This is a genomic window from Bradyrhizobium sp. SK17, from assembly GCF_002831585.1.
GTDB lineage: Bacteria > Pseudomonadota > Alphaproteobacteria > Rhizobiales > Xanthobacteraceae > Bradyrhizobium.
In genome coordinates this window covers 2,415,754-2,430,988 of sequence record NZ_CP025113.1, presented here as the reverse complement: position 1 = coordinate 2,430,988, position 15,235 = coordinate 2,415,754, and the positions used below count along the sequence as shown (strand labels likewise).

At 65.8% G+C, this 15,235-nt stretch carries 12 protein-coding genes; 8 read left to right on the top strand and 4 right to left on the bottom strand.

The features are described 5' to 3' along the window. Positions 1-102 precede the first annotated feature (102 nt). Positions 103-486 (bottom strand): cell division protein ZapA, encoded by a 384-nt coding sequence (locus CWS35_RS11320; protein WP_024579212.1) that lies wholly within the window; start codon positions 484-486, stop codon positions 103-105. Then, a complete protein-coding gene (locus CWS35_RS11315) occupies positions 483-803 on the bottom strand; it encodes a DUF4164 domain-containing protein (RefSeq protein ID WP_021076487.1) in 321 nt (106 codons plus the stop codon). Before CWS35_RS11315 ends, CWS35_RS11320 begins: the two co-directional genes overlap by 4 nt. A 324-nt stretch (positions 804-1,127) precedes the next feature. On the opposite strand from CWS35_RS11315, the gene tkt reads away from it, so the two are divergent. From tkt to CWS35_RS11275, 8 genes are all read left to right on the top strand, one after another. Beyond that, a complete protein-coding gene (gene tkt / locus CWS35_RS11310) occupies positions 1,128-3,110 on the top strand; it encodes a transketolase (protein ID WP_100951945.1) in 1,983 nt (660 codons plus the stop codon). Positions 3,111-3,275: 165 nt separating this feature from the next. Beyond that, positions 3,276-4,283 carry a type I glyceraldehyde-3-phosphate dehydrogenase gene (gap, locus tag CWS35_RS11305; RefSeq protein ID WP_024579214.1) on the top strand — a complete coding sequence of 336 codons (1,008 nt, stop codon included), beginning with the start codon at positions 3,276-3,278 and terminating at the stop codon, positions 4,281-4,283. A gap of 182 nt (positions 4,284-4,465) precedes the next feature. After that, positions 4,466-5,659, top strand: a complete 1,194-nt coding sequence (gene pgk / locus CWS35_RS11300; protein ID WP_100951944.1) for a phosphoglycerate kinase — start codon at positions 4,466-4,468, stop codon at positions 5,657-5,659. 41 nt (positions 5,660-5,700) lie between these two features. Continuing rightward, positions 5,701-6,768, top strand: coding sequence for a class II fructose-bisphosphate aldolase (gene fba, locus CWS35_RS11295; protein WP_024579216.1), 1,068 nt, complete (start codon positions 5,701-5,703; stop codon positions 6,766-6,768). A gap of 179 nt (positions 6,769-6,947) precedes the next feature. After that, entirely contained in the window at positions 6,948-7,988 is a 1,041-nt protein-coding gene (locus tag CWS35_RS11290; protein WP_100951943.1) for a class I fructose-bisphosphate aldolase, read from the top strand. Then, complete coding sequence (locus CWS35_RS11285) at positions 7,989-8,666, top strand: thiamine phosphate synthase (protein WP_100951942.1); 678 nt, start codon at positions 7,989-7,991, stop codon at positions 8,664-8,666. 7 nt (positions 8,667-8,673) lie between these two features. Beyond that, the gene (locus CWS35_RS11280) at positions 8,674-9,753 is read left to right on the top strand and encodes a tetratricopeptide repeat protein (protein WP_168226308.1); all 1,080 of its coding nucleotides are present in this window, start codon (positions 8,674-8,676) and stop codon (positions 9,751-9,753) included. Between the two features lie 237 nt (positions 9,754-9,990). Then, on the top strand, positions 9,991-10,785 hold the full coding sequence (locus CWS35_RS11275; protein WP_024579220.1) for an inositol monophosphatase family protein: 795 nt from the start codon (positions 9,991-9,993) through the stop codon (positions 10,783-10,785). A 14-nt stretch (positions 10,786-10,799) separates the two neighbouring features. On the opposite strand, the gene CWS35_RS11270 is transcribed toward CWS35_RS11275, so the two are convergent. Both CWS35_RS11270 and CWS35_RS11265 read right to left on the bottom strand, forming a co-directional pair. Then, positions 10,800-11,942, bottom strand: coding sequence for an AAA family ATPase (locus CWS35_RS11270; protein WP_100951940.1), 1,143 nt, complete (start codon positions 11,940-11,942; stop codon positions 10,800-10,802). A gap of 137 nt (positions 11,943-12,079) precedes the next feature. Then, positions 12,080-15,235 carry a multidrug efflux RND transporter permease subunit gene (locus CWS35_RS11265; protein ID WP_024579222.1) on the bottom strand — a complete coding sequence of 1,052 codons (3,156 nt, stop codon included), beginning with the start codon at positions 15,233-15,235 and terminating at the stop codon, positions 12,080-12,082.

The following is a 15,235-nucleotide window of genomic DNA, read 5'->3' as shown; positions in this document are numbered from 1 at the left end:
CTTAACCACCGCTGTCCATCGTTGCAGAGGGTACTAACTCGCGCCGCCCAAACTCGATGGGCCGCGGAGTATGGGTCCCGGCCTCCGCCGGGACGACAGTGGCTACCCGATCGCGATGCCGCCGCCGATGGTGCGGTTGAGCACCTGCGTGGTGCGCTCGATCCGTTCGGCCGCGGCGTTGAGCGCGTTGGAGACCGCGGTCTGGGTGGCGCGGGCGCGGTCGGTGGCGGCGACGCGCGCATTGCGCAGTTGCTCGACCTCCTCCTCGAGGCTGCGGATGCGCGCGCTGGCATCGACCAGCTCGTCGCAGGCGGTGAGCGCCGCCATCACGGTGAGCCGCGCGTCGCCGATCTCACCGAACTTGCCGCGCAGCGATTCGACGCGCTGCTGGAGATTCTCCGCGAGCTTCAGCAGCCGCACCTCCTGGCCTTCCTCGCAGGCCATCCGGTATTGCCGGCCATTGATGGTGACGTTGATGTGGCTCATCTGCCCTCTCCGCCCGCGAGCACGGCACGGATCGTGCCGATCGCCGCGTCGAGCTTTTCCGCGATGTCACGATTGACGCGCTCGAGCTTGCGCGTCTTCACCAGCGATCCGTCGAGCTCGTCGGCGAGGCGCGAGCGATCGGCGCCGAGTGCCTGGATCCGGCTCGCCAATTCGTTCTCGTCGCGGTCGGCCTCGCGGCGGCGCTCCACCGAGCTCTCCAGCGCATCGAGCGCGGCCATCAGCCGCTTGGTCGCAGCATCGATATCGGCAAGCGGTGCCTCGGTATTGCCAGACCCGTTGGCGAGACGATCACTCATGACACGCGGCGTAGATCCCTGGGATAGCCCGTTTGAGATAGGCCCGCCGCACGGCAAAACTGGCGGTTCGGCAAGCGTTTACGGGACGAAATTTACGTGGCAAGCGAGCCCAGCGCAACGGCGGCGCCAAACTATGCACCGTTCAATGAAATTGAGCGATTTCGAGCAACTTTTCCCCGTTTTGGGGCGTTTCATCGCCTTGGACTTGCGGAATTGAGGTGCTAATCCACCCTCCAACCCGTAAGGCCACTCCACGCGCGTATCGCGGCTGCCCGCCCCGATGCGTCCAGCAATCAGCTCCTCATTCCAGGCGGACTTTTCATCATGACGCAGGTCGATCACACCCGTATGGCCAATGCGATCCGTGGCCTTGCCATGGACGCCGTCGAGAAGGCGAATTCCGGCCATCCCGGCCTGCCGATGGGCGCCGCCGACATCGCGACCGTCCTGTTCACGAAATTCCTGAAATTCGATGCAGCCGACACGGCGTGGCCCGATCGCGATCGCTTCGTGCTGTCCGCCGGCCACGGCTCGATGCTGCTCTATGCCTTGCTGTACCTCACCGGCAACAAGGACATGACGCTCGACCAGATCAAGCATTTCCGCCAGCTCGGATCGCTGACGCCGGGACATCCGGAGAATTTCCACACCAAGGGCATCGAGACCACCACCGGTCCGCTCGGCCAGGGCATCGCGACCGCGGTCGGCATGGCGCTCGCCGAGAAAATGCTCGCCGCCGAGTTCGGCAAGAAGATCGTCAACCACCACACCTACGTACTCGCCTCCGACGGCGATCTGATGGAAGGCATCTCGCAGGAAGCGATCGCGCTCGCCGGCGTCTGGCGGCTCAACAAGATGATCGTGCTGTACGACGACAACGGCATCTCGATCGACGGCCCGACCTCGATCGCCGATTCCGTCGACCAGGTGAAGCGCTTCAAGTCCGCGGGCTGGGCCGCGGAATTGATCGACGGCCATGATCCGCAGGCGATCGCGGCTGCAATCACCCGCGCGCAGAAGTCCAACAAGCCTTCGCTGATCGCCTGCAAGACCACGATCGGCTTCGGGGCACCCACCCGGGCCGGCACCGCCAAGGCGCATGGCGAAGCGCTCGGCGCCGCCGAGCTCAAGGGCGCCAAGGAGAAGCTCGGCATCTCGCTGGAGCCGTTCTCGGTGCCCGACGACGTGCTGAAGGCCTGGCGCGAGGCGGGTGCCCGCGGCGCCGCCGAGCACAAGGCCTGGGACGAGCAGTTCAGCCAGCTCGGCAACCGCAAGCGCGCCGAGTTCGAACGCCGCATCCGTCACGAGCGGCCGCAGGCGCTCGCCAAGGGGCTGCGCGCCTTCAAGAAGGGGCTCTTGGAAAATCCGCTCAACATCGCGACCCGCAAATCGTCGGAAGCCGCGATCGAGGTGATCGCGGCCGCGATGCCGATGGAATTCGTCGCCGGCTCCGCCGACCTCACCGGCTCCAACAACAACAAGGCGAAGTCGGCGACCGCATTCGGCGCCAAGACGCCGAAGGGCCGCTTCATCCATTACGGCATCCGCGAGCACGGCATGGCGGCGTGCCTCAACGGCCTCTTCCTGCATGGCGGCTTTGCGCCGAACGGCGCCACCTTCCTGGTGTTCACCGACTACGCGCGCGGCGCGATGCGGCTGTCGGCGCTGATGGGCACCGGCGTGGTTTACGTCATGACCCACGATTCGATCGGCCTCGGCGAGGACGGCCCGACGCACCAGCCGGTGGAGCATCTCTCCGCGCTGCGCGCGATGCCCAACATGCGCGTGTTCCGTCCGTGCGACGCGGTCGAGACCGCAGAGTGCTGGGAATTGGCGCTCAACCGCATCGACGGACCGACGGTGCTGGCGCTGACCCGCCAGAACCTGCCGCAGTTGCGTACGTCAGCGCCGAACGACAATCCGTGCAGCCACGGCGCCTACGAGCTGGTCGCGGCGCAGGGTGACGCAAAAGTGTCATTGTTCGCGTCCGGTTCCGAGGTCCAGATCGCGGTCGAGGCACAGAAGCAGCTCGCCGGGCGCGGCATCCCGACGCGGGTGGTCTCGGTCCCGTCGCTGGAATTGCTGCTGGCGCAGCCTGCCGAGCGGCAAAACGCCATTATCGGCAAGGCTCCGGTCAAGATCGCGATCGAGGCTGCGGTGCGTTGGGGCTGGGACGCCGTGATCGGCCACGACGGCGATTTCATCGGCATGCACGGATTCGGCGCCAGCGCCCCGGCGAAGGACCTTTTCCCGCATTTCGGCATTACCGCCGAGGCTGTCGTTAACGCTGCCACGAAGCGCGCCTGACGCTGGCCTGACACCCGCCTGCCGAAGGTTGAGCTTGCCGCAAAAAAGGATTACCAAAGCTCCATCTTTTCCGTACGCGCCCGGCTGAACCGGGCGTTCCGCCGTAAAACCCTCGTGGGAGCCCTCCCGCGGGGCCGGCAGCAGCTATTAGAGGAGAGACGAGCCATGGCAGTCCGCGTCGCGATCAACGGGTTTGGGCGTATCGGCCGCAATGTGTTGCGCGCCATCGCCGAGTCCGGCCGCAAGGACATCGAGGTTGTCGGCATCAACGACCTCGGTCCGGTCGAGACCAATGCGCACCTGCTGCGCTTCGATTCCGTGCACGGCCGCTTCCCCGGCACCGTGACCGTGGACGGCGACTCGATCGACCTCGGTAGCGGCAAGATCAAGGTCTCGGCCGAACGCGATCCCTCCAAGCTGCCCTGGAAGGCGCTCGGCGTCGACGTCGCGCTGGAATGCACCGGCATCTTCACCGCCAAGGACAAGGCCTCCGCGCACCTGACCGCCGGCGCCAAGCGCGTGCTCGTCTCGGCGCCCGCCGACGGCGCGGACGCCACCATCGTCTACGGCGTCAACCACGACACGCTGACCAAGGATCACCTGGTGATCTCCAACGGTTCGTGCACCACCAACTGCCTGGCGCCGGTTGCCAAGGTCCTGAACGACACTGTCGGCATCGAGACCGGCTTCATGACCACGATCCACGCCTATACCGGCGACCAGCCGACGCTCGACACCCTGCACAAGGACCTCTATCGCGGCCGCGCGGCTGCGATGTCGATGATCCCGACCTCGACCGGTGCCGCCAAGGCGATCGGCCTGGTGCTGCCGGAGCTGAAGGGCAAGCTCGACGGCGTCTCGGTTCGCGTCCCCACGCCGAACGTGTCGGTCATCGACCTCAAGATCGTCGCCAAGCGCGAAACCAACGTTGCGGAGATCAACGAGGCGATGAAGCGCGCCGCCGAGCAGCAGCTCAAGGGCATCCTCGGCTACACCAACGCGCCGAACGTCTCGATCGACTTCAACCACGATCCGCACTCGTCGACCTTCCACATGGACCAGACCAAGGTGCAGAACGGCAATTTCGTGCGCGTGATGTCCTGGTACGACAATGAGTGGGGCTTCTCGAACCGCATGGCCGACACCGCCGTCGCGATCGGCAAGCTGATTTAAGCCCAGACTGCTCTTAACCAGGTGTCGACGCTTCCACCCTGGATCGGAATTCCCGGCGCGATCTTGCTTCTCGGCTTGATCGCGTACGGCATCCGCCAGGGCATGAAGGTTACGTCCCGGCAGGAAGGCGACCCGCCCCAGCGCGATCCGCCGTAGTGCCGCAAGTCAGCGAGTGATCAGACATGGCCAGATTCCGCACCCTCGACGACGTCAACGTGAAGGGCAAGCGCGTGCTGCTGCGCGTCGACCTCAACGTCCCCATGGAGGGCGGCCGCGTCACCGACGCTACCCGGCTCGAGCGCGTTGCCCCCACCATCACCGAGATTTCCGACAAGGGCGGCAAGGTGATCCTGCTCGCCCATTTCGGCCGGCCCAAGGGCCGCGATGCCAAGGACTCGCTGAAGCCGGTCGCCGAAGCGCTGTCGAAGGTCATCAAGCGCCCGGTGGCCTTCGCCGAGGATTGCATCGGAGAGGCCGCGGCCAATGCGGTCGCGGCGCTCAAGGATGGCGACATCCTCTGCCTCGAGAACACCCGCTTCCACAAGGAAGAGGAAAAGAACGACGCCGGATTCGTCGCAGAGCTGGCAAAGCTCGGCGACATCTGGGTCAACGACGCCTTCTCCGCCGCGCATCGCGCCCACGCCTCGACCGAAGGCCTCGGCCACAAGCTGCCGGCCTATGCCGGCCGCACCATGCAGGCCGAGCTCGACGCGCTCGGCAAGGCGCTGGAAGCGCCGACCAAACCTGTCATCGCGATCATCGGCGGCGCCAAGGTCTCGACCAAGATCGACCTGCTGGAAAACCTCGTGACCAAGGTCGACGCGCTGGTGATCGGCGGCGGCATGGCCAACACCTTCCTGCACGCGCAGGGCATTCCGGTCGGCAAGTCGCTCGCCGAGAAGGACCTCGCCGCGACCGCGCTGCGGATCATGGAGAAGGCCAACGCGGCGAATTGCGCGATCATCCTTCCGGTCGACGCCGTGGTCGCCAGCCAGTTCGCCGCCAACGCGCCGTCGCATGCCTACGGCCTCGACGCGATCCCGGCCGACGGCATGATCCTCGACGTCGGCCCGCAATCGATCGCGCGGATCCATTCCGCGATCGACGACGCGGCGACGCTGGTCTGGAACGGGCCGCTCGGCGCCTTCGAATTGACGCCGTTCGACCGCGGCACCGTGGTGTCGGCCAAGCATGCCGCCGAGCGTACCAAGGCCAGGAAGCTGGTTTCGGTCGCCGGCGGCGGCGACACCGTCGCGGCGCTGAACCAGGCGGGCGTGGCGGGTGACTTTTCCTACGTCTCGACCGCGGGCGGCGCGTTTCTTGAATGGATGGAAGGTAAGCCGCTGCCGGGCGTCGAAGTTTTGAAAAACCGTTGATTTAGTTCGAATCCGAACACGTACTACAGGGAGAAAATGGAATGGCTCGCATAACGTTGCGGCAACTGCTCGATCACGCGGCCGAGCACGATTACGGCGTACCCGCCTTCAACATCAACAACATGGAGCAGGCGCTGTCGATCATGGCCGCCGCCTCCGAGGTCGACGCCCCGGTCATCATCCAGGCCTCGCGCGGCGCGCGCTCCTACGCCAACGACGTCATGCTCAAGCACATGATGGACGCCGTCACCGAGATCTACCCGCAGATCCCGGTTTGCGTGCATCTCGACCACGGCAACGAGCCCGCCACCTGCATGACCGCGATCCAGGCCGGCTTCACCTCGGTCATGATGGACGGCTCGCTGAAGGCCGACGGCAAGACCCCCGGCGACTGGGACTACAATGTCGGCGTCACCAGGACCGTGACCGGCATGGCCCATCTCGGCGGCATCTCGGTGGAAGGCGAGCTCGGCGTGCTCGGCTCGCTCGAGACCGGCATGGGCGACAAGGAAGACGGCCACGGCGCCGAGGGCAAGCTGTCGCATGACCAGTTGCTGACCAATCCGGACGAAGCCGTGAAGTTCGTCAAGGAGACCAAGGTCGACGCGCTGGCGATCGCGATGGGCACCTCGCACGGTGCCTACAAATTCACCCGCAAGCCCGACGGCGACATCCTCGCCATGAACGTGATCGAGGAGATCCACCGCAAGCTGCCGAACACGCATCTCGTGATGCACGGCTCCTCGTCGGTGCCGCAGGAGTTGCAGGAGATCATCAACGCCAATGGCGGCAAGATGAAGCCGACCTGGGGCGTGCCGGTCGCCGAGATCCAGCGCGGCATCAAGAACGGCGTACGCAAGATCAACATCGACACCGACAACCGGATGGCGATGACCGGCCAGATCCGCAAGGTGCTGAAGGACAACCCGGAAGAGTTCGATCCGCGCAAATACCTGAAGCCCGCGATGGAAGCGATGACCAAGCTGTGCAAGCAGCGCCTGCAGGAGTTCAACACCGCGGGCCAGGCCAGCAAGATCAAGAAGGTCCTGACCACGGCCGAAATGGCCAAGCGCTACGCCAAGGGCGAGCTCGATCCCAAGGTCGCCTGACAACGGATCGCCCTCAATCATTAAGGCGGGACACCGGTTCTGACGCAGTTGGAAACGGTGTCCCGGGGCTTGATCGCCGGCTGCGACAAACACCTGCCGCGACGAACGTTTTCTAGGCAATTGCCCGAGAACCGCCTATTTTGGCTCGCAAAGGCAATGGCTCTGGAGGACGTTCCCCAATGAACCTCGCTGACCTCAACAAAGTTGCACTTGCCATGGTTACCCCGGGCAAGGGCCTTCTCGCCGCCGACGAATCCTCCGGCACCATCAAGAAGCGGTTCGACGCCATCAAGGTCGATTCGACCGAGGACAATCGCCGCGACTATCGCGAGATGTTGTTCCGCTCGCAGGAGGCGATGAGCAAGTACATCTCCGGCGTCATCCTCTACGACGAGACGATCTGGCAAAACGCCAAGGACGGCACGCCGCTGGTCAAGCTGATCGAGCAGGCAGGCGCGATCCCCGGCATCAAGGTCGACGAAGGCACCCAGGCGCTGCCGAACTGCCCCGGCGAACTCGTCACTGTCGGCCTCGACAAGCTCGCCGAGCGGCTGAAGAAATATTACGACCGCGGAGCGCGCTTTGCGAAATGGCGCGCGGTGATCGATATCGGATCCGGCGCCGGCAGCCGCGGCATTCCCACCATGACCGCGATCCGCGTCAATGCCCACGCGCTGGCGCGCTACGCCGCGCTGTGCCAGGCCGCGCAGATCGTACCGATCGTCGAGCCGGAAGTGCTGATGGACGGCGATCACGACATCGACCGCTGCTATGAGGTGACGCAGCGGGTGCTGAACCGCACCTTCCAGGAATTGCGGGTGCAGCGGGTCGCGCTCGAAGGCATGATCCTGAAGCCGAACATGGCGATTTCCGGCAAGAAATGCCCCAAGCAGGCGCCGGTGCAGGAAGTCGCCGAGAAGACCATCCGCCTGCTCAAGAGCTGCGTGCCGGCCGCAGTGCCCGGCATCGCCTTCCTCTCCGGCGGGCAGAGCGACGAGGAAGCGACCGCGCATCTCGACGCCATGAACAAGATCGGCCATCTGCCGTGGAAGCTGACCTTCTCCTATGGCCGCGCGCTACAGGCCGCGCCGCAGCAGGCGTGGTCCGGCAAGCCCGACAATGTCCCCGCCGGCCAGCGCGCCTTCTCGCATCGCGCCCGGATGAACGGGCTGGCCAGCACCGGCAATTGGGAAGCCGGCCTCGAAAAACAGGCGGCATAGTTGGCCACCAAGCCCGTTCCACCGCGGCCGGCGCCGCGTCTCTATCTGGCGACGCCGCCGGTCGACGAGCCGGCGCAGCTCGCGGCCGCGCTGCCCGAATTGCTCGCCGCGGCCGACGTCGCGGCGGTTCTGGTGCGGCTGCGCGAGAGCGACCCGCGCAGCATGATCTCCACTGTCAAGGCGCTGGCGCCTGCGATCCAGAGCGCCGGCGCGGCGCTGCTGATCGACGGCCATCCTGACATCGTGGCCCGCGCCGGCGCCGATGGTGCGCATCTGGGCGGCATTGCCGCGATGGATGAGGCAATGCCCTCGCTGAAGCCCGACCGCATCGTCGGCGTCGGCGGGCTCGCGACGCGCCACGATTCGATGGCCGCGGGCGAAGCCGGCGCCGACTACGTGCTGTTCGGCGAGCCCGACGCCAAGGGGCAGCGGCCTTCGCCTGAGGCGATCGCCGAGCGGCTGGAATGGTGGGACGAATTGTTCGAGCCGCCGTGCGTCGGGTTCGCGACCTCGCGCGAGGAGGCCGAGGCATTCGCGGCCGCCGGCGCCGATTTCGTGCTGGTCGGCGAGATCGTCTGGTCCGATCCGCGCGGCGCGAAGGCCGCCCTCGTCGAGATCGGCGAGGCGATCGCGCGGGCGCATGCCGGCACGTTCGGAACGGCCAAGGCCGAGGGATGACGCCGGAATGAAATGCCTGCGTCCGATAGGTGTTGCGCTCGGCTGCATGATGCTGGCGAGCGGCGCGGCCGCGCAGCTTTCGATCACGCCGCCGGCGCAGACGCCGCCGCCTGCGAAGAAGGAGGAAAAGCCGAAGCCGAAAGTGCATTCGCCGGTCGCGAAGAAGCCCACGCCGAAGCCTGCCGCGACGCCGAAGCCCGGCGCATCGGCGACCCCCACTCCGACGCCGTCGCCGACCCCGGACGATCCCAATGTCGACCTCGTCTACGGCGCCTATCAGCGCGGCATGTACAAGACCGCATTCGACCTCGCGACGGTGCGCGCGCAGAACAACGATGCCAAGGCCATGACGATGCTGGGCGAGCTCTATGCCAACGGGCTCGGCGTCAAGCGCGACTATGCCAAGGCCGACGACTGGTACAAGCGCGCCTCCGATGCCGGCGACCGCGAGGCGATGTTCGCGCTGGCCATGATGAAGATCGCCGGCCGCGGCGGCACGGTGGACAAGGATGCCGCGGTCAAGCTTTTGGCCTCGGCCGCCAAGCTCGGCGAGCCCAAAGCGGCCTATAATCTGGCGCTGCTCTATCTCGACGGCCAGACCCTGCCGCAGGATCTCAAGCGCTCCGCCGAGTTGCTGCGGATGGCCGCGGACGCCGGCAGCCCCGAGGCGCAATACGCGCTCGCGACCTTTTACAAGGAAGGCACCGGCGTGCCGAAGGACCTCGAAAAGGCGGCGCGGCTGCTACAGGCGGCCTCGCTGGCCGACAATGTCGATGCCGAAGTCGAGTATGCCATCGCGCTCTACAACGGCTCCGGAACCCCGCGCAACGTCCCGGCGGCGATCGCGCTGCTGCGCAAGGCCGCCCGGCAGAACAGCCCGATCGCGCAAAACCGCCTCGCCCACGTGCTGGCGACCGGCGCCGGCGCTCCGGTCGACAAGGTCGAGGCGCTGAAATGGCACACCGTCGCCAAGACCGCCGGCAAGGGCGACCCCGAGCTCGACGACATCCTCGCCGATATGACCCCCGAGGACCGCGCCAAGGGCGAGGCAGCCGCGCGCAAATGGATCGGAAACAACGTCAAATGACGCCTTGACGGCGCCACTTCCAGAGGGCACCCAGTTCGAAGCCTAGGTGGCCGCGTTCCGTTCTCTTTTCGCCCGTCATCCTGAGGTGCGAGCGGAGCGAGCCTCGAAGGATGCACGGCCCCGGACCGGGCCGTCGATCCTTCGAGACGCGCTTCGCGCTCCTCAGGATGACGGGCTGAGATTTGCGCCCGCCGCCTTATCGACATTCACAATCTCTCGGTCACAAGCGTTCTCATCATGCTCTACTCCGCCCTCATCAATGTCATGGTCAAGGCCGCGCGCCGCGCCGGCCGCAGCCTCAAGCGCGACCTCGGCGAGATCGAACATCTCCAGGTCTCGCTGAAGGGACCGGCGAACTTCGTCTCGCTCGCCGACAAGCGCGCCGAGGAGATGCTCTACACCGACCTCGAAAAGGCTCGGCCCGGCTACGGGTTCCTCGGCGAGGAAGGCGGCAAGCGCGAGGGCTCGGACAAGAGTCACACCTGGATCGTCGATCCGCTCGACGGCACCACCAATTTCCTGCACGGCATCCCGCAATTCGCGATCTCGATCGGGTTGTTGCGCGAGGACACCGTGATCGCGGGCGTGATCTACAACCCCGCCAATGACGAGCTATACATCGCCGAGCGCGGCAAGGGCGCATTCCTCAACGACCAGCGGCTGCGCGTCGCCGGCCGCCGCCAGCTCAACGAATGCGTGGTCGCCTGCGGCCTGCCGCATATCGGCCGCGGCAACCACCAGCTCGCGCTACAGGAGATGGCAGCGCTGCAAAGCAAGGTCGCGGGCTTCCGCCGCTTCGGCGCCGCCTCGCTCGATCTCGCCTTCGTCGCCGCCGGCCGCTTCGACGGCTTCTGGGAACGCAATCTGCAACCCTGGGACCTTGCGGCCGGGCTGCTGATGGTGCGGGAAGCCGGCGGCACCGTCTCGGGCATCCAGGGCAATGACGATCCGCTGCAAACCGGCCACGTCGTCTGCGGCAACGAGACCGTGCACGGCGAGCTGATCAAGATCCTGAAACCGCTCGGGCAGTAGCGCGGCGGCGCAGTCTAATCGTCGTCGTCCTCGGATTCGTCGTCATCGGCCTCGACGTCGCGAAATTCGCCGCCGATGCTCAGGCCTTCGATGGCGGTCGCACCCTTCACCTTGACCACCCGGCGCAGCGGGACCGAACTCTCGCTGCGCAGCGCATCCATCAAATGGTCCGAGTGGGTGACGATCCAGATGTCGGCGCGGCGCGAGGCCTTGGCGATCAGCCGCGCCAACGGTGCCAGCAGCGATGAATGCAGGCTCGCCTCCGGCTCGTTCAGCACGATGAACGGGGGCAGCCGGTAGCCCATGAACACGGCGAGCAGGCAGATATATTTCAGCGTGCCGTCGGATAGTTCGTGGGCCTTGAACGGGCGCGGCATGTCCGCGAGTTGCAGGTCGAACTCGCACCGGCCGTTTTCCACCCAGGCGCGGAGCTCCGCGTCCGGGAATGCATCCTCGATCGCGGCCTGCAACTCGGCGGCGTCCTGCCGGATGGAATAGAGCGTCGCCAGCGTCGCGGCCAGATCGCTGCCGTCGGCACTCAGCGACGGCGTCGTGACCGCGAGGCAGGGTTTCCGGATCGGTGACGCCTGATCGGTGCGGAAGTCGTGATAGAAGCGCCAGCCCAGCATCGCGTTTCTGATCTGGTCGATCTCGGGAGAGTTCTTGCCGTCGAAGAAGCCGGCCAGCACGGTTTCAGACGGCAGCAGCGCATCCTTGTGGCTTTCCCAGACGCCGCTCTCGTTGCGGATGCTGACCAGCGCGTTGGTCCTCTCGACCATCAGGACGTTCCGCTTGCCACTGATCATCTCGATCCGCTCGGACCTGATCATCGGCTCGCCGGCAAACGCCGCCTCGACCGGGCCGGGATATCCGAGCTCGATCGAATATCTGATGTCGTCGAATCGGGCGGCCAGCCGCAGTCGGGGATCATCGCCCCGCTTGCGCATGCCGGACCAGGAGACCGAATTCAATCCGCCCTCGTCGGCGATGGTATGGGTGATCCGGCCCGTCGCCGCGTCCCGCAACAGCGACATCGACTTGTAGAGATTGGATTTTCCGACGCCGTTCTCGCCGACGAACACCGACAGCGGATGGATGGGCAAGAGGAGCCGGCGAATGGAACGATAATTCGCGATCTCGATATCGGTCGGGCGCATCACCTGCTCTCGATCGGCCGATGCCTGCGCATTCCGTCACCGTGCCAAGGACAATCCGTTCGATCCGGAGATGCAGTCTGGATTGACGATGTACCGAAAGCAAGCCGGTCCCGAGTCAATCAGGACCGGCCCCGATGTCAGTGGCCGCCCCTCGCCGGCGCAGGCGGGCCGTAGATCTCGGCCTTCTCCGCCGCCTGCTCGCGATCGCCGGCGAGCACGCGCTGCACGCTGACGAAGAACACCGGCACCAGCAGCAGCGCGAGGATGACGACGGCGATCATGCCGCCCATCACCGACGTGCCGAGCGCCTGCTGGCTGGCACCGCCGGCGCCGGTCGCGATCGCCATCGGCAGCACGCCGCAGACGAAGGCAAGGCCGGTCATCAGGATCGGACGGAACCGCAAGCTACACGCCTCGATCGTCGCCTCGACCAGCGGCTTACCCTGCGCGCGCAGATCCTTGGCGAACTCGATGATCAGGATCGCGTCCTTCGCGGCCAGACCGATGATGGTGATCAGACCGACCGTGAAATACACGTCGTTGGACAGTCCGCGCAGCGTCGCCGCCACCACGGCGCCGAAGATGCCGAGCGGAATGGTGAGCAGCACCGCGAGCGGAATAGTCCAGCTCTCATAGAGCGCGGCCAGCAACAGGAACACCACCAGCACCGACAGCGCGAGCAGGAACGGCGCCTGCGAGCCCGACAGTTTCTCCTGCAACGACTGGCCGGTCCATTCATAGCCGAAGCCGCGCGGCAGCTTGTCGGCAAGCCGCTCCATCTCCGCGATCGCGTCACCCGAGGTGAAGCCGGGCTTCGCCTCGCCGGAGATGCGCACCGCCGGATAATAGTTGAAGCCCGCGATCTGCGTCGGCCCCTTCGACCATTCGATGGTGGCGAAGGCCGAGAACGGCACCAATTGCCCGCGGCTGTTCTTGACATTGTAGTTCAGGATGTCGTCCGCGTTCATGCGGCTGGTCTTGTCGGCCTGCACGATGACGCGCTGCATGCGCCCGCGGTTCGGGAAGTCGTTGATGTAGTTCGAGCCGAGATTGGTCGAGATCGTGTTGTTGATGTCCTCGAACGTCAGACCAAATGCGCCGGCCTTCTCGCGGTCGATCATCAGATTGACCTGCGGCGCCGGCGGCAGGCCCTCGACATAGACCTTTTGCAGGATCGGGCTGGCATTGGCCTCCGCGATCAGGCGGTCGGAGGCGGCGATCAGCGCCGCATAGCCCTTCTGGCCACGATCCTGCAAGCGGAACGAGAAGCCCGAGGAGTTGCCGAGGTTGTCGATCGGCGGCGGTTGCAGCGCCGAGATCCTGGCGTCGCGGATCGACGACAGCTCGCGGTTGATGTCGGCGACGATCGCGGCGGCGGAATCCTTCGCGCCGCGCTCCGACCAGTCCTTCAGCGTGATGAAGGCCTGCGCAGTGTTCATGCCCTGGCCGAGGAAGCTGAAGCCGGTGAGGAAGGTGACGTTCTCGATGCCGGCGCGGGTCTTCAGGTACTTCTCGACCTGCTCGACGGCGGCTTCGGTACGTGCATAGGAGGATTCCGACGGCGTCTGCACGTCGGTCGTGATGAAGCCCTGGTCGTCGACCGGCAGGAAGCCGCCGGGCAGCCGCACGAAGCCGTAGGCGACGCCCGCGAACAGCACGAGATAGATCGCCATTAGCCGGCCGGTGCGCTTCAGCGAGCCCTGCACGGTGCGCGTATAGCCGGCGCGGCTGGTATCGAGCACGCGGTTGAACCAGCCGAACACGCCCTTTCGCGCATGGCCATGGCCCTTCTCGACCGGCTTGAGCAAGGTCGCGCACAGCGCCGGCGTCAGCGACAGCGCGAGCAGCGCCGAGAACGCGATCGCCGCCACCATGGTGACCGAGAACTGGCGATAGATGATGCCGACCGAGCCGGGGAAGAACGCCATCGGCACGAACACCGCCATCAGCACCAGCGTGATGCCGATGATCGCGCTGGTGATCTGCGACATCGCCTTCCGGGTCGCTTCCTTCGGCGGCAGGCCTTCCTCGGCCATGATGCGTTCGACGTTCTCGACCACGACGATGGCGTCGTCGACCAGGATGCCGACCGCGAGCACCATGCCGAACATGGTCAGCATGTTGATCGAGAAGCCGACCGCCATCAGGGTCGCGCAGGTGCCGAGCAACGCCACCGGGACCACGATGGTCGGAATGATGGTGTAGCGGATGTTCTGCAGGAACAGGAACATCACGATGAACACCAGCACCACCGCCTCGACCAGGGTCATCAGGACCTTCTCGATCGAGGCCTTCACCACCGGCGTGATGTTGTAGGGGATCTCATAGGAGATGTTGGCCGGGAAGAAGCGCGACAGCTCCTTCATCTTGGCTTCGACCGCGCTCGCGGTCGCCAGCGCATTGCCCTTCGGCGACAGCAGCACCGAGAGGCCGGCCGTCGGCTTGCCGTCGAGACGGGTGTTGAACTGGTAGCTGAGGCCGCCGATCTCGATCCGTGCGACGTCGCGCAGCCGGACCGTCGAGCCATCGGCATTGGCGCGCAGGATGATCGCGCCGAACTCGTCGGGCGAGGAGAGCTGGCCCTTGACCAGCACCTGCGCGGAGATCTTCTGGGTGTCCGTGCTCGGCTCGGCGCCGATGCTGCCGGAGGCGACCTGGGCGTTCTGCGCCGTGATCGCGCGGTTGACGTCGTCGGCCGACAGGCCGTAGCCGACCAGCTTGGCCGGATCGATCCAGATGCGCAGCGAACGTTCGGTCGAATACAGCGTGGCTCGGCCGACGCCGGGGATGCGGCGCACCTCGCCCAGCACGTTGCGGATCATGAAGTCGCCGAGGCCCACTTCATCCAGCGAACCGTCGGTCGAGTTCAGCGTGATGATCTGCAGCACGGCCGAGGACGCTTCCTCGACCAGGATGCCCTGCTGGATCACGGCGCGCGGCAGCCGCGCCTCGACGCGCTTGAGGCGGTTCTGCACCTCGACCGAGGCCTGGCTGGTGTCGGTGCCCGGCTTGAAGTTGGCGATGATCTCGACCTGGCCGAGCGAGTCGGAGGTCGATTCGAAGTTCAGGATGTTGGCGGCGCCATTGAGCTCCTCCTCGATCAACCGCGTCACGCTGTTGTAGAGGTTCTCCGGCGACGCGCCGGGATAGCTGGTCGAGATCGAGATCGAGGGCGGCGCGATGATCGGGTACTGCGCGACGGCGAGCAGCGGGATCGAGATCGCGCCGATCAGACAGATGAACAGCGCGACGACCCAGGCGAAGATCGGCCTGTCGATGAAGAAACTAGGCAT

What these genes read in the sequence shown, in the direction of transcription:
- CWS35_RS11320 (WP_024579212.1), bottom strand. Translation starts at nt 486, where the DNA reads ATGAGCCACATCAACGTCACCATCAATGGCCGGCAATACCGGATGGCC.
- CWS35_RS11275 (WP_024579220.1), top strand. Translation starts at nt 9,991, where the DNA reads ATGCTCTACTCCGCCCTCATCAATGTCATGGTCAAGGCCGCGCGCCGC.
- CWS35_RS11270 (WP_100951940.1), bottom strand. Translation starts at nt 11,942, where the DNA reads ATGCGCCCGACCGATATCGAGATCGCGAATTATCGTTCCATTCGCCGG.
- CWS35_RS11280 (WP_168226308.1), top strand. Translation starts at nt 8,674, where the DNA reads ATGAAATGCCTGCGTCCGATAGGTGTTGCGCTCGGCTGCATGATGCTG.
- CWS35_RS11265 (WP_024579222.1), bottom strand. Translation starts at nt 15,235, where the DNA reads ATGCCTAGTTTCTTCATCGACAGGCCGATCTTCGCCTGGGTCGTCGCG.
- CWS35_RS11315 (WP_021076487.1), bottom strand. Translation starts at nt 803, where the DNA reads ATGAGTGATCGTCTCGCCAACGGGTCTGGCAATACCGAGGCACCGCTT.
- CWS35_RS11290 (WP_100951943.1), top strand. Translation starts at nt 6,948, where the DNA reads ATGAACCTCGCTGACCTCAACAAAGTTGCACTTGCCATGGTTACCCCG.
- pgk (WP_100951944.1), top strand. Translation starts at nt 4,466, where the DNA reads ATGGCCAGATTCCGCACCCTCGACGACGTCAACGTGAAGGGCAAGCGC.
- tkt (WP_100951945.1), top strand. Translation starts at nt 1,128, where the DNA reads ATGACGCAGGTCGATCACACCCGTATGGCCAATGCGATCCGTGGCCTT.
- fba (WP_024579216.1), top strand. Translation starts at nt 5,701, where the DNA reads ATGGCTCGCATAACGTTGCGGCAACTGCTCGATCACGCGGCCGAGCAC.
- gap (WP_024579214.1), top strand. Translation starts at nt 3,276, where the DNA reads ATGGCAGTCCGCGTCGCGATCAACGGGTTTGGGCGTATCGGCCGCAAT.